The following is an 18,629-nucleotide window of genomic DNA, read 5'->3' as shown; positions in this document are numbered from 1 at the left end:
CAGGGACGATCAGCCCATCGACCGGAAGTGGCGCAGCATGCGCTCGGCGTCGGGTTCGATCCCGGTGAACAGCCGGAATGCGCCCACCGCCTGGGACACCGCCATGCCGCCGCCGTCCAGGGTGCGCAGCCCGCGCCGGCGGGCCTCGCGGAGCAGCGCCGTCTCCAGCGGGAAATAGACGATCTCGGCCAGCCATTGGCGGGCATCGAGAAGGACCGGGTCGAGCGGCAGGCCGGGATGGTCGGCCATGCCGGTCGGCGTCGCATGGACGATGCCGTCCGCCGACCCGACGGCGACATCCGGATCGGCGGCGACGGTGACGGCGCGGCCGGGGAAGCGCGCGGCCAGCGCCCCGGCGAGCCGCTCGGCGCGGCCGCGGTCGACGTCGCGGACCGTCAGCCGCTCCGTGCCCAGCACCATCAGCGCATGGCCGACCGCGACGCCGGCGCCGCCGGCACCGAGCAGCAGCACCGCGCCCAATGCGGCGTCCGGGAGCCCGCGGCGCATGCTCTGCCAGAACCCCCACCAGTCGGTGTTGTGGCCGATGCGGCCGCCGTCGCGGAACAGCACCGTGTTGACCGCGCCCAGCGCCCGCGCCTCCTCCGACAGGGTGTCGAGATGGTCGAGCACCCGCTGCTTGCAGGGATGGGTGATGTTGAGGCCGGCATAGCCCTCGGCCTCGGCCGCGGCCAGGAGGTCTGGCAGGGCATCGGCCCCGGCCGCGTGCCGGTCGAGATCGAAGAGCCGGTAGGAGAGGTCGAGGCCGTTGGCCGCCCCCTCCGCGCGGTGCAGGGCCGGCGAGCGTGACGCCTGAATGCCGGCGCCGATCAGCCCGACGCGCACGGTCCGGGTCCGCGTGTCCTGCATCCGATGATCCGACTGGTCGAGAGGCCGAAGGAATGTACGAACCGGTGGGTACAGGATCGGACGCCGGGAATCCATCCCCCCGCGGGGGGCGTCACCGCCGGTCGCTGAGCCAGCCGTCCGGAGCGACCCAGCGCAGGATCGTCTCGGTCACCACCTCGCGCCGGCGCGCCAGTTCCTCCGGTGCCGCCATGTCCCGCCCGAATATGGTGCCGAAGGTGTGCCGGTTGGAGACGTTGAAGAAGCACAGCGCGCTGATCGACATGTGCAGGTCGACCGGATCGACATCGCCGCGGACGACGCCCGTGGCGATGCCGCGCTCGCAGATGTCGCGGAGCACGTTGATCGCCGTGCTGTTGAGCTGGCGGATCGTCTCGGAGGCGGCGATGTAGCGGCCGTGGTGGATGTTCTCGACCATCACCACGCGGATGAAGTCGGCGTTGGCGTTCTCGTAGTCGAAGGTGAAGCGGACCAGCGCCGCCAGCGCGTCCAGGGGCGGCAGGTGCTGCAGGTCGAGCGTCCGCTCGTCCTCGCGGATGCGCCGGTAGGCCTCCTCCAGCACCGCCAGGTAGAGCCCTTCCTTGCTGCCGAAGTAGTAATAGATCATGCGCTTGCTGGTGCGCGTCTGCGCCGCCAGTTCGTCGATCCGCGCCCCGCTCAGCCCGTTGGTCGCGAATTCGCGCAGCGCGACCTCCAGGATGTCGCGGCGGGTTCGTTCGGGATTGTTGGTCCGGGGCTGGGCGGCCCGGGCGCGCTTCGTCATCGGCCTGTCCTGGAATCCGCTCGCCTCGCGAGCGCCGCTTAGCCCGCCCGGCCCGGCGGAGGCAAGCGGCGACGCTCGCCGATTGACACTAACGAACGAGTTCGTACATTTCGCGGCCAATGATCGCCTCCCGCGGGACACGGATCCGGCGGGCGGACAGAGGGGGAACGCCGCGATGACATCAGGCCGGCGGGCAGCCGCATCCGGCGCCGCCACCGACCACGGCCTGCGCCTGGCCGTGCCGGCCGGCGACCTCCTGGGCGAGACCCCGATCTGGTGTCCGCGCACGAATGCGCTCTGGTGGATCGACATCGAGCGACCGCGCCTGCACCGCTACGACCCGGCGACCGGCCGCCACGCCGAACGGGCGATCGCGACCACCTACCTGGGCTCGCTCGCCCTGCGCCAGGCGGGCGGCTTCCTCGTCGCGACCGGCTCCGCGCTCGCGACCTGCGATCCCGAGACCGGCCGGCTCGCCCCCTTCGCCCAGGTCGAGGACGAGGGCCTGGGCAACCGCCTCAACGACGGTCGGGCCGACGCCGCCGGACGCTTCTGGATCGGCAGCATGGACCTGGCGCTGCACCGTCCCCAGGCGGCCTTCTACTGCGTCCACCCCGACGGCCGCGTCGTCCGCCAGCACGACGGCGTGATCGTCACCAACACGGTCGCGGTCGCACCGGACCAGCGCACCCTCTACGTCTCCGACACGCGGCGCTTCGTCGTCTGGGCCTACGATCTCGCTCCCGCGACCGGCACCCTGTCGCGCCGGCGCGTCCTCATCGACCACACGGCGACCGGCGACCGCCCGGACGGCGCCTGCGTCGACGCCGACGGTTGCCTGTGGATCGCGATGTTCGGCGGCGGCCGCATCGTCCGCCACGCCCCGGATGGCCGCGTCGACCGGGTGATCCCGCTGCCGGTGACCAACCCGACCTGCGTCGCCTTCGGCGGCCCCGACTACCGCACGCTCTACGTCACCACCGCCCGCAAGTTCCTGGCGCCGGACGTTCTGGCCCGCGAACCCTGGGCGGGCGGCCTGCTCGCGCTCGAACCCGGCCCGCAGGGCCTGCCGGAGGCGATGTTCGCGGGATGAGGCTCCACCCCGCTCCCACAAACGGGGGCGGCGACTGCAACGGGAGGAAAGCCATGAGGAATGCCTGGACGAACTGGCGCGCCGCACTCGCCGGGGCGGCGCTCGCGGGACTGGCCGCGGTGCCGGCCGCATCGGCGCAGACGACGCTGAAGCTGGCCCACGTCAATCCCGCCGACTGGCGGGTGTCGCAGAAGGGGGCGGCCGGCGACGTCTTCAAGAACCTGGTCGAGGCCGAGTCCGGCGGGCGCTTCAAGGTCCAGCTCTATCCCGCCGGCCAGCTCGGCGGCGAGGTCGAACTGGTGGCCCAGGTCCAGGCGGGCGCGCTCGAGCTGACGATGGCGTCGGGGGTCTTCGGCAACTACTGCAAGGAGGCGGCCGTCCTCGACCTGCCGTTCCTCTTCCCGTCTGCCGTCGTCGCCTGGCGGACCCTCGACGGGCCGTTCGGGCGCAAGCTCGCCGACCACTGCCTGAAGAAGACCGGGATGCGCATCCTCGCCTATGGCGAGATCGGCTTCCGCAACTTCACCAACTCCGTCCGCGAGATCCGCAGCCCGGCCGACCTCAAGGGCCTCAAGATCCGGGTCCAGCAGCTGCCGCTCTATGTCGAGATGATGAAGGGGCTGGGCGCCACCCCGACGCCGGTCGCGTGGCCGGAGACGCCGGGCGCGCTCAAGACCAAGGTGGTCGACGGCCAGGAGAACCCGGTCGCCATCATCCTCTCCAACAAGTTCCACGAGATGCAGCAGTTCATGACGCTGGACCAGCACGTCTACGGCACGGACTTCCTGCTCATCAACGAGGCCCTGTTCCGCAAGCAGACGCCGGAGGACCAGGCGATGCTGCGCCGCAACGCGGTGATCGCGCAGGATGTCGGCCGCGGCATCCAGCAGCTCACCTCGGCGGCCGGCGTCGCCGAACTCGCCCGCCTCGGCATGAAGATCTACAAGCCGACGGCGGCCGAGCTCGAGCAGTTCCGCGCCGCCGCCCAGCCGCCCGTCCTCGCCTGGCTCAAGACCGCGATCGAGCCCGGCTGGGTCGAGGCGGCGCAGCAGGCGGTCGCGGCCGTCGAGGCCGAGCTGAAGGTCAACTGAGCGGGACCCCAGCCGATGTTCTGGCGCGTCTATGACGGCATCACCACCGGCCTGCTGGCGCTCGCCGGCTTCGTCATGTTCGCGCTCGCCATCGTCAATGCCGGCATGCGCTACTTCCTCGACCAGCCGCTCATCTGGGGCGAGGAGATCTCGCGCTATGCGATGGTCTGGGGAACGATGCTGGGGGTGGCGCTGGCCTACCGGGCGGGCCAGCACGTCGCCATCACGCTCCTCGTCGAAAGCCTGCCGCGGGCCTGGGTGATGGGCCTGCGGCTGGCGAGCCACCTGCTCTCGCTCGGCACTGCCTGGGTGCTGTGGCGGGCCGGCTCGGTGCTGGTCGAGCGGCTGGGATTCATGGCGGCGCCGTCGAGCGGCATCGCCATGGGCTGGGTCTACGCCGCCCTGCCGGCGGCGGCGATCCTCCTCACCGTCGAGGTGCTGCGTCTGCTCTTCGCCGACGCCCGCGGGCTGCTGGCCGGCAGGCGCGCATGAGCGGGTCCGCCCTCGGGCTGCTGGTCGGCGTGCTGCTGATCGGCCTGCCGATCTCGTTCTCGATCGTGCTCGTCTGCGGCGTCGTCGCCATCGAGCGCGGCCTGCCGGACATGCTGATCGCGCAGCGGCTCTTCAACGGGCTCGACTCCTTTCCGATCATGGCGGTGCCGCTCTTCATCCTCGCCGGCGAGCTGATGAACGAGAGCGGCATCACGCTGCGCATCATCCGCCTGTCGTCGGCCTTCGTCGGCCATGTCCGGACCGGCCTCTGCCAGGTGGCGATCCTGTCCTCGGTCATCTTCGCCGGGATTTCCGGCTCGGCCGTCGCCGACGCCTCGGCGCTCGGCCGCGTGTTCATCCCGGAGATGGAGCGCGAGGGCTACCCGCGGGACTTCTCGGCCGCACTCATCGCGGCGGCCGCGGTCATCGGGCCGATCATCCCGCCCAGCATCCCGATGATCATCTATGCGCTGATCGTCGGCGAGTCGGTGGCCGCCCTCTTCCTCTCGGGCGTGGTGCCCGGCCTGCTGCTGGGGCTGTCGCTCGCCCTCCTCGTCTATTTCCGGACCCGGCAGGTCGCGCCGGCGCCGCGGCCGCGGGCCACGCGGGCCGAGCTCTGGGCGGCGCTGCGCCAAGGCATCGTGCCGCTGATGATGCCGGTCATCATCCTCGCCACCATCCTGGGCGGGATCGTCACCCCGACCGAGGCGGCGGCGGTCGCCGTGCTCTACGCCCTCGTCGTCGGCATGTTCGTCCTGCGCACGGTGACGGTGACGGCGCTGGTGCGGGTGCTGGCGGCGAGCATGCTGCTCTCGGCGGTCATCCTCTTCATCATCGCCGCCGCCAACCTCCTGAACTGGGTGCTGACCACCGACCAGCTGCCGCAGCGCTTCGCCGCCTTCATCGTCGGCGAGGCCAACGACCCGGTCCTGTTCCTGATCCTGGTCACCCTGCTGCTGCTGATCGTCGGCTGCCTGATCGAGGGCATGGCGGCGATGATCGTGCTGGTCCCGATCCTGGCGCCGATCGCGGCCCAGCTCGGCATCGACCCGGTCCATTTCGCGATGGTGGTCGTCCTCAACCTGATGATCGGCCTCATCACGCCGCCGATGGGGCTCTGCCTCTTCGTCGTCGACGGCATCGCAAAGGTCGGCCTCGCCCGGCTGGTGCGGCGCGTGTGGCCGTTCATCCTGGCCGAACTGGTCGTGCTCGGCCTCGTCGTCTTCGTTCCGCAGCTTTCGACGGCGCTGCCGCGCGCGCTCGGATATCGCTGAGCGCCGGCGCGCCGGGGGACATGCTCGGGCCCCGCGTGCCGGTCCTGGCACGCGGAGCCCGCTCGGTGCGAGCCGATCGGGTCCGTATCAGCTCGTCCGAAGGGTGCAGGCGCTGCGGCGCCGATGGTGGGTCGTGACGTCGTCGGCCGTGCTCTCGATCGTCAGGGTGACGTCGCCCATGCGGTAGACGAGCGGCGCGATGGCGCCGTGGCTGGCGGCGACCGGTGCGGCGATCGGCGCGCCGTACTTGCGCATCGCCGCCTCATGCAGCCGCCGGACCTGCTCGGCCGTCGCCGCCACCCGGTAGGAGACCGCGACCACGGCGCCGCGGCAGAAGGCGACGTCGGCCTTCGGCGCCGCGCCGACCGGATTGAGCACCCGGACGTCGTCGGTGAAGTGGGCCATCAGCGCCGCCTCCTCGGCGAGCGCCGCCGCGCCGCGGCCTTCGGTGGCGGCGAAGGCGCCGATCCCGGACGCGACGGCGACGAGGAAGGCGGCGGCGCGAAGGGCGGTCTGGAGCGGGCGGGTCATGGTCGGTGGCTTCCGGTGGGGGTGGTCGGGAACCGTTCACCCCCTCCGTCGCGCGGGGCCGCCCGCAGGTTCACGCCGGAAGCGATTCCGGTGGAACGCGGCGGCGCGCGTTGTCTTTGCGAGCGGCCGCGCCCCGGGCGGCCGCAGCGCGCGCTATGGCGGGGCGGCCGGCCCGGCGCCACCCGCGGCGCGGTCGCGCAGCCGGCGGCGGACCGGATAGAGGCCGCCCACCGTCAGAACGGCGAATGCGGCGCCGGCCAGGAACGTCCATTGCGGGCCGAGGCCGTCCCAGAGGGCACCGGCGATGATGCTGGCGGCGAGCAGCGCGAGACCGGTGACGAGGTTGAACATCCCGTAGGCGGTGCCCCGGAGTTCGGCCGGTGCGGCGTCCGCGACCAGCGCGGCGAACAGGCCCTGGGTGAACCCCATGTGCAGCCCCCAGAGGACGACGCCGCACGCGATGCCGGGCAGACCGGGGGCGAAGGCGAGCACGAGGTCGGCCGCGATCAGCAGCCCCAGGCCGGCGATCAGGATCGTCCCGCGGTCGACGCGGTCCGACAGCGCTCCCGCCGGATAGGCCGAGGCCGCATAGGCGAGGTTCATCGCCACCAGGACGGCCGGCACCAGCATCAGCGGCAGACCCGCGGCCTCCGCGCGCAGGATAAGGAACGCCTCGCTGAAGCGCGCCAGCGTGAAGACCGCCGCGACGGCGACGACCCACCAGTAGGTCGCTCCGAGCAGCCCCAGTTCCCGGCGGCTCAGCGGATTGCGGACCCGGCGGACGCCCGCCGTCCGTTTCGGCTCGTGGACCGCGAACAGGATGAGCCCGAAGGCGAGGAAGGCCGGGATGACCGCGACCCAGAAGACCGAGACGAAATCGTCGGCGAAGAGCCACATCAGTCCGATCGCCAGCAGCGGCCCGAGGAAGGCGCCGACGGTGTCGAGGGACTGGCGCAGGCCGAAGCTCGCGCCGCGCAGTTCGGGCGGGCTGAGGTCCGCGACCAGCGCGTCCCGCGGGGCGCCGCGGATGCCCTTGCCGACGCGATCGACGAAGCGCGCGGTCACCAGCCAGCCGACGGTCGGTGCGAGCGGAAAGATCGGCTTGGTGAACGCGGCGAGCCCGTAGCCCAGGGCCGCCAGTTCCTTGCGGCGGCCGATGCGGTCGCTGAGCGCGCCCGAGAAGACCTTGGTGATCGACGCCGTCGCCTCGGCGATGCCCTCGATGAGGCCGACCGCGAGCGCCGTGGTGCCGAGCCCGACGACCAGATAGACCGGCAGCAGCGCATGGATCATCTCCGAGGAGACGTCCATCAGCAGCGAGACGAAGCCGAGCGCCCAGATGCCGGCCGGAAGCCGGCGCCATGTGCCGCGTCCGGCGGGCGACTGCGTGTCGTTGCCCATAGGGTGGTCAGCCGGGGCGGGTGGCGGCCGCGTCGAGCATGCGCCGCACCGTCGCCGCCAGCACTTCCCGCCGGTAGGGCTTGACCAGCAGTGGCAGTTCGTCCCGCCGCGCGCCCTCGATGATCTCCGTCTCGGCATAGCCCGAGGTCAGCAGCACCGGCAGTTCCGGCCGCAGCCGCCGTGCCGCGATGGCGAGCTGGCGGCCGTTCATGCCGCCCGGCATGACGACGTCGGTGAACAGCAGGTCGATCGCCGCGGCGCCGGCCAGGGTCGCCATCGCCTCGGGCGCGGACGCGACCGCCGTCACCGCGTAGCCGAGCTCGCCCAGCTGTCGCGTGACATGCTGGCGCACCAGCGGATCGTCCTCGACCACCAGCACATGCTCGGTTCCGCGTGCCGCCCGGCTGCGCGCGCGGTCGGCCGCCCCGGGCGCCGCCACCGCGGCCGCCCGCGGCAGGAACATGCGCACCGCCGTACCCTGGCCGGGCTCGGTGTCGATCCGCGCATGGCCATGGGACTGGCGGACGAAGCCATAGACCATGCTGAGGCCGAGCCCGCTGCCCTTGCCGACCTCCTTGGTGGTGAAGAACGGGTCGAAGGCGCGCGCCGCCACCTCGGGGCTCATGCCGGTGCCGGTGTCGCGGACCGCGATCTCGACATACTCCGCGTCCTCGCCCTCGCCCTCGCGCAGCGCCAGGGTCAGCGTCCCGCCGTCGGGCATCGCGTCGCGCGCATTGAGCGCGAGGTTGAGCAGCGCGACCTCGAGCTGGCCCGGGTCCACCAGGGCCGGCGGCACGCTCGGCGGGGCCTCGACCCGGATGTCGATGTCGGCATGGAGGGTCCGCCGCAGGAGCCCCCGCATGCCGTCGACGAGGCGCACGAGGTCGACCGCCCGCGGCTCCAGCGCCTGGCGTCGGGCGAAGGCCAGCAGGCGCTGGGTCAGCTCGGCCGCCCGCTCCCCCGCCGTCGCCGTCATCTGCGCCAGCTGCTGCAGCGCCGGCTGTTCGGCCAGCCCGTCGACCAGCACCTCGGAATTGCCGATGATGACCGTCAGCAGGTTGTTGAAATCGTGCGCGACACCGCCGGTGAGCTGTCCCACCGCCTCCAGCTTCTGCGACTGGCGCAGCCGCTCCTCGAACTCGCGCCGCTCGGTGACGTCGCTCATGCTGCCGACCATGCGGACGGCGGCGCCGTCGGCGGCACGAATGACCGAGCCGCGGTCGACGACGACGCGATAGGTGCCGTCGGCGCGCGCGAACCGGTACTCGTCGGCCCAGGTGCCGCCGCCGCCGTCGATCACCCGGGCGATGCCGGCCCGGACGCGATCGCGGTCGTCGGGATGGACGCGGGCGAGGCGGACGTCCATCCCGCCCCCGGCCGGCTCCGGAACCGTGCCGAACTGCTCGGCGAGACTGTCGTTCCACCAGATCCGCCCGGTGGCGATGTCCCAGTCCCAGATCACGTCGTTCGTCGCCTGCGCGACCAGGCGGAACCGCTCCTGACCCAGCCGCGCGGCCTCCTCGGCGCGCTTGCGTTCGGTCACGTCGCGTTCGACCGAGACCCAGTGGGTGAACCAGCCGGTCTCGTCGGCGATCGGCACGATGTCGAGTTCGAGCCAGAGCTCCTCGCGCGCCCGGGTGTAGTTCAGGACCTCGGCGCGGACGGGCTGCCAGCGGTGCAGGGCGGCGGCGATCCGGTCCAGCTCCTCGCGCTGCGTCCCGGGCCCCTGGAGGATGCGCGGCGTCGCCCCGATCGCCTCCTCGCGAGAGAAGCCGGTCCGGGTGACGAAGGCGTCGTTGACGTAGACGATGCGCGGGCCGTCCGGCGCCTCGACCGGCTCGGCCTCGGTGATGATGACGATGTCGTTGAGGCGCGAGACCGCGTTCTCCAGCAGCCGGAGCTGCTCCAGGCTGCGGCGCCGCGCTTCCAGGAGCCGGCAGCGGTCGATCGCCAGAGCGGCCGGCCGGGTGATCGCCTGCACGACGGCCAGCGTCGAGGCCGCGAAGCCCTCGCCGCCGGGGTCCGCGCGCAGGACGGCGAGGACGCCCGCGATCTCGCCGCGGCCGGTCGGCAGCGGGATGCCGAGGACGGCGACCGGGCCCGGCGCGCCCGCCAGCGGACCCAGGTCCGGATCGTCGCCCTCGGTGTGCAGGACGACGGGCTCCCGGGACCCGGCGATGCGCGCGCCGAGCGCCGAGGACGCCGCCGCTGCCGGACCGGCGGCGACGCCGCGGACGGCGGCCGGACGCTGCCGATCCCCGCCCCCGAGATCGATCCAGGCCGCGCCGCGGTCGGCCCCCGCCACCTCCATGACCGCGGTCAGCGCCACCTCGGCCAGCTTCGACGGCTCGTCCTCCTCGACGAACCCCTGAGCGGCGGCGGCAAAGCTGCGCAGCGTCGACCGCATGGCGGCGAAGGCGCGATCCAGCTCGGCCAGCTCCGCGACCCGGGTCGGCAGCGGCGGGCGCTCGGCGAAGTCGAGCCGGGCCACCGCCTCGACCTCGCCGGCGAGCGCTTCCACCGGTCGCGCCAGCCGGCGCGCGACCAGCCAGGCGGCGAGCGCCACCGGGAGCATCGACAGCCCGAGCACCATTATCAGCCGGCTGCGGATCGTCGCCGCGTCCGGCACCAGGACGTCGGCCGGTGCCGCCATGACGAAGGTGATGCCGCGGCCGGCCAGCGGCGCCGCGCGCAGATGCCAGCGCCGGCCGGCGATCTCGTTGCTGGCCGCGAAGGCGCGCTCGCCCGCGCGCACCCGCCCCGCCAGGACCGGCAGGATCGTCGACCCGAGTTCGGCAGCGGGCGGCAGCGCGTCCGCGCCCTGGGCCACGGCATCCACCGACCGCACCGAGACGATCCGCTCCAGCCGGGCGGGGTCGGAATAGGCCAGCACCCGGCCGCTGGCGTCGAGCACGGCCGCCTCCGCCCCCTCCTCCGTGCGCTCCCGCGGCAGACGTGCCGACAGGTCCCAGAGCGAGACGTCGACGCCGGCGACCGCCCCGCTGACGGCCCGGCGCGCCGCGGTCACGCCGGGCTCGAGGGTGGTGAAGAAGATGTACGGCGCCGTGACGATCGTCCGGTCCGTCCGTGCCTCGTCGAACCACGGCCGCGATCGCGGGTCGAACGGATAGTCGACCCGGTCCCGCCGTTCGAGCACGGCGAACTGCCGGTCGAGGAACTCGAACCGCTGGCCGTCGCGGTCGATGCGCTGGACCATCCAGGCGGTCCCCGCCGGCGCGGCGAGGCGCACCGCCTGCGCCCCGACCGGGCGCAGCAGCAGGAAATCACCGTTGGGATAGCCGACATAGGCCGCGGAAATGCCCGACGCCATCTGCAACGCCAGCGCCAGCGGCCGCAGGTCCTCCGGCCGGCCGGCCGGCAGTTCGGCCGCGATCGGATCGGCCGCCAACGCCTCGGCGGTGGCACTCGCCCGCAACTCCAGGCGCTGCAACCGGTCCAGGGCCCGATCGGCCGCGCCGCCGAACACCGCCGACACCGCCTGATCAACGAGGATGCTCGAGCGATAGGCCGCCGCCACGCCGAAGATCAGGAACAGCAGACCGAGGACGGCGAGGAAGACCGCCGCGATGTGGAGGTGGAGCGGCGCGCGCCAGCCCCCCGGCAGCGACCGGGTCAGGGCTCGCGACGCATCCTCCGGCATCTCGTGACCTCCGCGGTCGATCCGGGAAACAGGCCAGGCACGGGAGCCGGTCCGTCGGACCGGCGAGCCGAGCCTACCCCGGACGACCGGTGCGTTCTATCGCCGCGCCAGCGCGCCCTCGCGCAGCGCCGTCAGGGTGGTCCGGGTGGTGATGAGGTCGGGATCGGTCTTGACCTCGATCACGGCCAGCGTCCCGGCATCGCAGGCGCGCCGGAAGGCGGCGGCGAAATCCTGGGTGCGCTCGACCGTCTCGCCATGCGCACCGTAGGCGCGGGCGAGCGCGGCGAAGTCGGGATTGGTCAGCGCCGTGCCGTGGACGCGGTTCGGGAAGTCCCGTTCCTGGTGCATCCGGATGGTGCCGTACATGCCGTTGTTGAGGATGACGAGGATCGGGGTCGCGCCGTACTGGATGGCGGTCGCGATCTCCTGCCCGGACATCATGAAGGCGCCGTCGCCGGCAAAGCCGACGACGCGCCGGCCCGGATGGCGCAGCGATGCGGCGATCGCGGCCGGCACTGCGTAGCCCATCGCCCCCGAGGTCGGCCCGAGGAACCGCCCCGGCCGGCCGAACTGGAGGAAGCGCTGCGGCCAGCCGCTGGCGTTGCCGGCATCCGTGGTGACGATCGCGTCCCGCGGCAGCATGGCCCGCAGCGCCACCATCGCCTCGCCGACATGCATCTGGCCGGCATAGGGCGCGGGGACGAGCTGGGCCTCGTAGGCGGCGCGGGCGGCACGCCGCCATTCCGCCCAGGCGGCACCGTCGACCGGCGCCATCCCGGCGAGCGCGGCCGCGAACTGGACCACGCCGGACTGGATGCCGAGCGTCGGACGGAACACCCGCCCCAGTTCCTCGGCCGAGGGATGCACATGCACCAGCGTCTGCTTCGGCTCGGGCGAGGACAGGAGTTCGTAGCCCTGGGTGGTGATCTCGCCGAGGCGGGCGCCGACCGCGATCAGCAGGTCGCAATCCTTGGCCAGCTTGACCAAGTCCTTCGCCGCGCCGGTGCCGAGATCGCCGACATAGGCGGGGCTGCGGTTGTCGACGACGTCGAAGCGGCGGAAGGAGCAGGCGACCGGCAGGCCGTTCGCCTCGGCGAAGGCCTGGATCGCCGCCCCGGATTCGTCGGTCCAGTCGCCGCCGCCGACCAGCAGCAGCGGCCGCCGGGCGGCCGCCAGCATCTCGCGCAGCCGTGCGAGATCGTCCGGGCCGGGATGCGCCTTCGCCGGCTTGGCCGGCCCCGGCACGGGGACGTCGGCCATTTCGCGCAGCATGTCCTCGGGCAACGCCAGCACCGCCGGGCCGGGCCGGCCGGACTGGGCGATGTGGAAGGCGCGACTGACATATTCCGGCACGCGGTCGGCCGTCTCGATCTGGCCGACCCACTTGGCGAGCGGCCCGTACATGCGCCGGAAATCGACCTCCTGGAAGGCCTCGCGCTCCCACTGCTCGCGCGCCACCTGGCCGATCAGGACGACCATCGGGGTCGAATCCTGGTGCGCCGTGTGGACGCCGATCGAGGCGTTGCAGGCGCCGGGCCCGCGGGTGACGATGAGCACGCCCGGCTTGCCCGTCAGCTTGCCGTAGGCCTCGGCCATGAAGGCCGCCCCGCCCTCCTGGCGGCAGGTGATGCAGCGGATTTCGTCGCGGACGTCGTAGAGCGCGTCGAGGACGGCGAGGAAGCTCTCGCCGGCCACCTGGAAGACGGTGTCGACCCCGTTGGCGCGGAGCGTGTCGACCAGCAACTGCCCGCCGGTTCGGGCATTGGCGCGCGTCATTCCCTTCGTCTCCCTCGCGATGGCGATGGGGCAGTTAGCGGTCCCGCCCAGTCCAAGTCAACGCTGCGGCGGGCGGGGAGACGGTGATCGCCGGGATCGGGCAGCGGCGGTTGCCGGGCGCGATCACGCCGCCGACCCGGTGCAGGCGGCGACCGCGACCTCGGCGAGCCCCTGCGGGCCGGCGGCATGCCAGGCGAGCCCGGCGGCCGCGACCGCGGCGGCGAGCGGCGCCTCGGGCGCGCCGACGACGCCCCGCCGGAGAACCGGCAGCAGCCGACGCACGTCCGCCTCGGCCACCGGCCCCGCGAGGACGAGGAGGTCGACCGCCGGATGGCCGAGGTCGCCGCCGCCGGGCGGCAGTTCGACCACCGCCGCCTCGACCGACCCGTGGTCGACGAGCAGGCCGAGGCCGGCGCCGCCGCGCCGGTCGTCGGTCATGAGGGTGAGGCCGTCGACCACGAGGCCGCGAGCCGTCGCCACGCCGACGATGCGCCCGGCGGCGGCGAAGGCCGCTGCCGTCGCCGCCGCCACCGGCGCCGCGTCCGGGCCGACGACCGCGACCAGCGGGATGCGCCCGTCCTCGGCCGCCGGGAAGAGATGGTCGAGGTAGAGGGCGGCGGCGGCATCGGGATCGGCCGCGAGCAGCGCCGCCGGCAGGAAGCCCGGATCGACCGCGGTCAGCCGCGCACCGGTCGCGGTGAAGGGTCGCCCCGGCTCGGCGCCGGAGAGTTCGACCACCGCGAACTCGATGCCGCAGACGAGGGCCGCGCGTTCGACCAGGAGCCGGTCGAGCGGATGCGGTGGCTCCGCCTCCGGCGCCAGCGGCCGCCAGCGTCCGTCGACGACGACGAGCCGCCGGACGCGCCCCGGCACGACCTCCGACACCAGGGCGCCCGACGGCGTGCGCTGGCGGAAGGCGCCGGCGATCGCATCGGCCGCGGCCAGCGCGGCCGTCGGCGGCGACGGCGGCTGCGAGCGGATCGCCCGCAGGACGACCGGGCCGCCGATGCGGGCGGCGGCCTCGATCGCCGCATCGGCGTTCTGGGCCGGCAGCGCGCGCGCCACCGGCAGCCCCGCCTGGGCCAGGGCGCGATGGGTCAGCCAGCGGCTCCGGCAGAGTTCGGCCGCCAGGAACGGGGTGCGGTCGCTGGCCCACGGCTCGACCCGGCAGAGCCGCGCACCCTCGCCGAAATGAAGCATCCCGTGCCCGACATGGCGGGGCGCGAGGCCGCGCGCGGCCGCCAGCGCCAGCAGCGCGCGATGGGCCGGCAGCTGCCAGGGCGGACCGAGGCCGGCGGGAACCCCCGTCATGGCCGCTCCGTTCCGGCGGGCGCGAGGGCGGACCGCGCGGGCGGGGCGATCCGCTCGGCCAGGACCCGCGCGACGACGGTCCCGTCCGCGAGATCGGCGGGCGCCGCGAGCGCGGCGCCGAGGCTGGCCAGCAGGCGGGCCGCGGCGGCCGCGTCCGGCGAGACGGAGGCATCGACGACGGCGAGGTCGGCGCGGCCATGGCCCAGCCCGCGTTCGAGGATGGCGGCCGGCGGCACCACGGCGACGACCGCGCCCACGACGGGGTCCTCGACCAGCCGCGCCACGCGCCACGGCGTCCCCTCCCCCGGATCGGTCAGCGGCAGGCCCGCCGCGACGTAGCGGCGACCGACCGCCATGCCGACGGCGAGGCCGTTCCGCTCCAGCATGGCGGCGGCGGCGAGCGCCGGCCCGTGCATCGCCGCGCCACCGGCGAAGACGAGGATCGGTATGGTCCGGAACCGGCCGACGCGCGGCTCGCCCGGCGGACCGAGAAGATGGTCGAGGCAATGGCCGAGGACGGGCGTGTCCGGCCCCTCGGCGACCATGTGGTAGCGCAGGCCCGGCGCCCGGTTGACCTCGCAGATGCCGCCGCCGGCGTCGCGCCAGGAGCGGCCGATGTCGGGCAGGATCATGTCGATCCCGGCGATGTCGAGCCCGACCAGGTCGGCCGCCTGGCAGGCGGCGCGGCGGTTGTCGGGGTGGATCGGGCCGGTGACGGCGATGGCCGAGCCGCCGCGCCCGCCATGGCCGCTCCAGTGCAGCGCGACCGGCACCCCGGCCGGCGGGACCCAGTCCGGACCCTGGCCGCGGGCGGCGAGGTATTCCAGGATTTCGTCCGTCCACTCGATCCGGCGCTGCATCGGCCTCGGACGCTGTCGCCCGGGGATGCGATTGGCCTCGTCGACCAGTTCGCGGAGGCTGCGCCGACCGTCGCCGACGAAGCGGGCGGGCGCGCTGTGGATGGCCGCGACCAGCCGCCCCCGCACCACCAGCAGGCGGAAATGCTCGCCCGGCAACTGGGTCTCGACGACGATCGCCGGCGAGTGCCGGCGCGCCAGCGCGAAGGCCGCCGCCACCGCATCCGGCGTCCGGAGATCGACCGAGACGCCGCGGGCATTGCTGCAGTCGATCGGTTTCACGACCACGGGATAGCCGAGCGCCACGGCGGCCGCACATGCGTGACCGGCGTCGCCGACCGCGACCTGCCGAGGAACCGGCAGGCCGGCCCGCGCGAGGTGCGCCGCCGCCGCATCCTTGCGCTCCGCCAGGAGGGCTCCCGGGGCGGCGGTTCGCATGCTGACCACCTGCCGCAGCCGGACCCGCCAGCGTCCTTCCCCGACCGCGCCGACGGGGGCCGGCGGTCGCGCCCGCCAGGCGTATCCGCGCGCCTCGATCGCCCGCGCGAAGATCGCGCGCTCGGTGTGCAGGAACCGTGCGGTCGCCGTCCCGCAGATGCGGGTCAGGCGGTCGGCGAGAGCCGGATCGGGGACGACCGGATCCCCGGGCCGGCGGCCGATCGCGCGGACCAGCAGATCGGCGGCGAGTTCGGCCACCGCCGCGGCCGGGACCGAAATTCCGTCCTCGACGAGGATGCGCCAGCGCCGGGGTGCGCCCGACCGCAGCGGCCGAACCTCGGCCGCGAGATCGCGCCCCTCGGCGACGAGCGCGACCATGAGCGCGGCCAGGGCGGCGGGCAGGCCGGCGTCGGCGCCGTCGACGCGGGCGAGGCGGAACTCGTCCGCGAGGTCCGGCGCCAGGGCCGAGAGGAAGGCCGCGACCGCCTCCCGATCGCACCCCGGCCCGGCGGACGTCTCGATGTCGACGCGGGCGCACGGCCGGCGCCCCAGGCGGTTGCCGGCGGCCACCGGCCGGATTTCGACGATGTGCAGGGGAATTGCCGCGACCATGGCACGGTCCGTCCCCGCATCGCCCAAGACGACGCCCGCCTCCAAGACCCGCCCCCTCCGGATACCGCGCCGCGCATCCGAGATTCGCGGCGCCGGGCGCAGCCTGTCAACGCCGGAGCGCCATCGCTCCGGCCGCCAGACGGTCGAGCACCGGCCCGGTGGCGAGGCCGTCCGGGTCGACCGTGGCGGCGCCGAGGAGCCGGGCGATGGTGGCCGCCGGCTCCGCCGCCGCCCCGTCCGGCACCACGGCGAGGTCGGCCCGTCCATGGCCGAAGCCGCGCTCCAGCACCACGGCCGGGTCGACGACGACGAGGACGGCGTCCACGGCCGGGTCGTCGACGAGCAGGCGCACCCGGTCGGGGTCGCCCGGTCCCGGATCGCGCAGCGGCAGGCCCGCCGCTTCCAGCCGTGCACCGGTGGCGAGGCCGACCGCGAGGCCGCGGGCCGAGAGGCGGCCGGCCGCCGCTTCGACCACCGGGTCGAGCCCCTCGCCGCCGAGGAATGCCACGATCGGCACCAGGGGCGACCGGCCGGCGCCGAGGACGTGATCGAGATAGGCCGGCAGCGCCGCCGTCAGCCGTCCCTCGGCGAGGCTGTGGGTGCGGAAGCCGGGCGCACGGTTGATCTCGCAGATGCCGCCGCCGGTCTCGCGCCAGGACCGCCCGAGGTCCGGCAGGATCATGTCGAGCCCCGCCACGTCGAGACCGATGGCCTGCGCCGCCTGGCAGGCGGCTCTGCGATTGTCGGGATGAATCACGGCGGGGTCGACGAAGCCCGGTTCCGAGCCGCGCGACAGGTGGCCGTGCCAGTGCAGTTCGACGATCTCGCCCACGGCGGGGACGGTCGCGGGACCGCGCCCGCCGCGGGCCAGATGGGCAAGGATGTCCGGCGTCAGGCGGAGTTCCGGCAGGGGCGGGCGCGGCCCGGCGGCGGTCCGCGCCCGGTCGGCGTTCTCCGCCAGTTCCCGGATGCTGCGGACACCGTCGCCGACCAGCCGGCCCGGTGGATTGTCGACGAGGCCGACGAGGCGACCGCCGACGACCAGGAAGCGACAGTGGCGCCCCGGCAGGTGGGCCTCGACGACGATCGCTGCGGAATGGGCGCGGGCGGCTTCGAAGGCCGCGGCGACGGCCGCGGCCGTTTCCAGCCCGGCGGCGACCCCGCGGCCGTTGCTGCAGTCGACCGGCTTCACCACCACCGGATAGCCGATCCGCTCGGCCGCGGCGCAGGCCGCCGCCGCATCCGCGACCGTGCATTGGCGGGCGACGGGCAGGCCGAGACGGGCGAGCCGCGCATTCGCCTCGTCCTTGCGCTCGGCCACCATGGCGCCCGGCACCATCGTCCGCCGGGAGAGGGAGTTGCGCAGGCGGACCCGTCGGCGCCCCTCGCCGATGACGCCGATCGGATGGTCGGAGGTGCGGCGCCACGGCACGCCCCGCGCGTCGAGCGCGGCTGCCAGCAGGGTCCGCTGGTTGCGGGCGTACCGGTCCTGCCGCGTGCCCAGGGCCGCGCCGATGCGCGTTCCGAGGCGGTCGACGGACGGCGTGCCCGAAAGGACGTGGTGGACGATGTCGACGGCGAGCCGGGCCAGTTCCGGGCCGGCGCCGTCGATGCCGGTCTCGACCAGGAGCCGCCATCCGGTGCGGCCGGCGGCGGCGGGCGCAGGTTCGGCCATCGCCGCCAGATCCCGGCCGTTCGCCATCAGCGCGACCAGGGTCGCGGCGACCGCACCGGCGACCGGGTCGGCCGCCCCGGTCACCCGGGCGAGGGCGAACTCCTCGCCGAGGTCGGTCGCCAGGGCCGCCAGGACGCGGCCGACGCCGGCCCCGTCGCAGGTCGCGCCGGCGGCGGCGTCGATCCCGAGGACCAGCGCCGGGCGCCGCGACAGGACGTTCCCGGCGGCGAGCCGGCCCACGGCGAGCAGGCGGAGTGCCGGGTCCGCGCGCAGTTGCCCCTCCCGATCGAACGCCGCAGCATCCGGCCGGCACGGCGCGGCTGTCAAATCGGGCCGGGCCGTTCGGGCGCGGCCGGACAAAGGTGATTGCCGAAGGCGCGAGGACGCCGTCTACTGGCCACGTGCAGCCGGCCCCCACCCCCCGTTCCGGGGCGGCGAGGCAACGGGCTGCCGATCTCGGGAGGAACAATGACGATCCGTTCGACGCGGCCGGTGGCCCGGCTGACGCTGCTTGTCGCCGCGGGCCTCGCCGTCGGCTGCGGCCTGCCGGCCCTGGCCCAGCAGCCCAAGACCCTCCGGGTCACGATGCATGCCGACGTGCGGCAGCTCGACCCGTTCTGGACCACCCAGACCATCGCCGGCATCCACGGCATGATGGTCTACGACACGCTCTTCGCCAGCGACGACAAGCTCGAGCCGAAGCCCCAGATGGTCGAGAGCTGGACCGTCAGCCCCGACCGCAAGACCTACGTCTTCACCCTGCGCGAGGGGCTGAAGTTCCATGACGGCA

At 74.1% G+C, this 18,629-nt stretch carries 14 protein-coding genes; 5 read left to right on the top strand and 9 right to left on the bottom strand.

All coding sequences use genetic code 11. The features are described 5' to 3' along the window. Positions 1–9 precede the first annotated feature (9 nt). On the bottom strand, positions 10–867 hold the full coding sequence (locus tag ACE3Q3_RS09800; protein WP_374445127.1) for a shikimate dehydrogenase: 858 nt from the start codon (positions 865–867) through the stop codon (positions 10–12). Positions 868–958: 91 nt separating this feature from the next. Then, entirely contained in the window at positions 959–1,627 is a 669-nt protein-coding gene (locus tag ACE3Q3_RS09795; protein ID WP_374445125.1) for a TetR/AcrR family transcriptional regulator, read from the bottom strand. A gap of 175 nt (positions 1,628–1,802) precedes the next feature. Here ACE3Q3_RS09795 and ACE3Q3_RS09790 point away from each other — a divergent pair, with 175 nt between their 5' ends. Genes ACE3Q3_RS09790 through ACE3Q3_RS09775 form a run of 4 tightly spaced genes read left to right on the top strand, consistent with a single transcriptional unit; the run spans position 1,803 to position 5,577 of the window. Then, positions 1,803–2,720, top strand: coding sequence for an SMP-30/gluconolactonase/LRE family protein (locus ACE3Q3_RS09790; protein ID WP_374445121.1), 918 nt, complete (start codon positions 1,803–1,805; stop codon positions 2,718–2,720). Between the two features lie 53 nt (positions 2,721–2,773). Further along, positions 2,774–3,811, top strand: coding sequence for a DctP family TRAP transporter solute-binding subunit (locus tag ACE3Q3_RS09785; protein WP_374445118.1), 1,038 nt, complete (start codon positions 2,774–2,776; stop codon positions 3,809–3,811). A gap of 15 nt (positions 3,812–3,826) precedes the next feature. Further along, the gene (locus ACE3Q3_RS09780; protein ID WP_374445114.1) at positions 3,827–4,303 is read left to right on the top strand and encodes a TRAP transporter small permease; all 477 of its coding nucleotides are present in this window, start codon (positions 3,827–3,829) and stop codon (positions 4,301–4,303) included. Next, a complete protein-coding gene (locus ACE3Q3_RS09775; protein WP_374445112.1) occupies positions 4,300–5,577 on the top strand; it encodes a TRAP transporter large permease in 1,278 nt (425 codons plus the stop codon). The genes ACE3Q3_RS09780 and ACE3Q3_RS09775 overlap by 4 nt, the downstream gene beginning before the upstream one ends. A gap of 87 nt (positions 5,578–5,664) precedes the next feature. Here the strand turns inward: ACE3Q3_RS09775 and ACE3Q3_RS09770 are convergent, their stop codons facing one another. From ACE3Q3_RS09770 to ACE3Q3_RS09740, 7 genes are all read right to left on the bottom strand, one after another. Next, positions 5,665–6,108 (bottom strand): hypothetical protein, encoded by a 444-nt coding sequence (locus ACE3Q3_RS09770; protein WP_374445108.1) that lies wholly within the window; start codon positions 6,106–6,108, stop codon positions 5,665–5,667. A gap of 153 nt (positions 6,109–6,261) precedes the next feature. Beyond that, positions 6,262–7,509: an MFS transporter gene (locus ACE3Q3_RS09765; protein ID WP_374445106.1), complete on the bottom strand. Its 1,248-nt coding sequence runs from the start codon at positions 7,507–7,509 to the stop codon at positions 6,262–6,264. Between the two features lie 7 nt (positions 7,510–7,516). Then, positions 7,517–11,170, bottom strand: a complete 3,654-nt coding sequence (locus ACE3Q3_RS09760) for a PAS domain S-box protein (protein WP_374445103.1) — start codon at positions 11,168–11,170, stop codon at positions 7,517–7,519. A gap of 96 nt (positions 11,171–11,266) precedes the next feature. Beyond that, positions 11,267–12,946: a thiamine pyrophosphate-binding protein gene (locus tag ACE3Q3_RS09755; protein WP_374445101.1), complete on the bottom strand. Its 1,680-nt coding sequence runs from the start codon at positions 12,944–12,946 to the stop codon at positions 11,267–11,269. 123 nt (positions 12,947–13,069) lie between these two features. Further along, positions 13,070–14,257, bottom strand: a complete 1,188-nt coding sequence (locus ACE3Q3_RS09750) for a hypothetical protein (protein ID WP_374445099.1) — start codon at positions 14,255–14,257, stop codon at positions 13,070–13,072. Continuing rightward, on the bottom strand, positions 14,254–16,164 hold the full coding sequence (locus ACE3Q3_RS09745) for a hypothetical protein (protein WP_374445097.1): 1,911 nt from the start codon (positions 16,162–16,164) through the stop codon (positions 14,254–14,256). Before ACE3Q3_RS09745 ends, ACE3Q3_RS09750 begins: the two co-directional genes overlap by 4 nt. 106 nt (positions 16,165–16,270) lie before the next feature. Then, positions 16,271–18,166 carry an acetate--CoA ligase family protein gene (locus ACE3Q3_RS09740; RefSeq protein ID WP_374445094.1) on the bottom strand — a complete coding sequence of 632 codons (1,896 nt, stop codon included), beginning with the start codon at positions 18,164–18,166 and terminating at the stop codon, positions 16,271–16,273. 141 nt (positions 18,167–18,307) lie between these two features. On the opposite strand from ACE3Q3_RS09740, the gene ACE3Q3_RS09735 reads away from it, so the two are divergent. Beyond that, the coding region (locus ACE3Q3_RS09735) for an ABC transporter substrate-binding protein (protein WP_374445091.1) at positions 18,308–18,629 on the top strand (322 nt) is incomplete at its 3' end.

This window comes from Allostella sp. (assembly GCF_041913585.1).
Classification (GTDB): domain Bacteria; phylum Pseudomonadota; class Alphaproteobacteria; order ATCC43930; family Allostellaceae; genus Allostella.
The sequence above is the reverse complement of the archived record's forward strand: the minus strand, read 5'-3'. Positions and strand labels throughout refer to the sequence as shown.

Bases quoted from the DNA above. Each gene is read 5' to 3' on its own strand.
- ACE3Q3_RS09760 (WP_374445103.1), bottom strand. From the start codon at position 11,170: ATGCCGGAGGATGCGTCGCGAGCCCTGACCCGGTCGCTGCCGGGGGGC.
- ACE3Q3_RS09775 (WP_374445112.1), top strand. From the start codon at position 4,300: ATGAGCGGGTCCGCCCTCGGGCTGCTGGTCGGCGTGCTGCTGATCGGC.
- ACE3Q3_RS09765 (WP_374445106.1), bottom strand. From the start codon at position 7,509: ATGGGCAACGACACGCAGTCGCCCGCCGGACGCGGCACATGGCGCCGG.
- ACE3Q3_RS09750 (WP_374445099.1), bottom strand. From the start codon at position 14,257: ATGACGGGGGTTCCCGCCGGCCTCGGTCCGCCCTGGCAGCTGCCGGCC.
- ACE3Q3_RS09770 (WP_374445108.1), bottom strand. From the start codon at position 6,108: ATGACCCGCCCGCTCCAGACCGCCCTTCGCGCCGCCGCCTTCCTCGTC.
- ACE3Q3_RS09780 (WP_374445114.1), top strand. From the start codon at position 3,827: ATGTTCTGGCGCGTCTATGACGGCATCACCACCGGCCTGCTGGCGCTC.
- ACE3Q3_RS09800 (WP_374445127.1), bottom strand. From the start codon at position 867: ATGCAGGACACGCGGACCCGGACCGTGCGCGTCGGGCTGATCGGCGCC.
- ACE3Q3_RS09795 (WP_374445125.1), bottom strand. From the start codon at position 1,627: ATGACGAAGCGCGCCCGGGCCGCCCAGCCCCGGACCAACAATCCCGAA.
- ACE3Q3_RS09755 (WP_374445101.1), bottom strand. From the start codon at position 12,946: ATGACGCGCGCCAATGCCCGAACCGGCGGGCAGTTGCTGGTCGACACG.
- ACE3Q3_RS09790 (WP_374445121.1), top strand. From the start codon at position 1,803: ATGACATCAGGCCGGCGGGCAGCCGCATCCGGCGCCGCCACCGACCAC.
- ACE3Q3_RS09745 (WP_374445097.1), bottom strand. From the start codon at position 16,164: ATGGTCGCGGCAATTCCCCTGCACATCGTCGAAATCCGGCCGGTGGCC.
- ACE3Q3_RS09785 (WP_374445118.1), top strand. From the start codon at position 2,774: ATGAGGAATGCCTGGACGAACTGGCGCGCCGCACTCGCCGGGGCGGCG.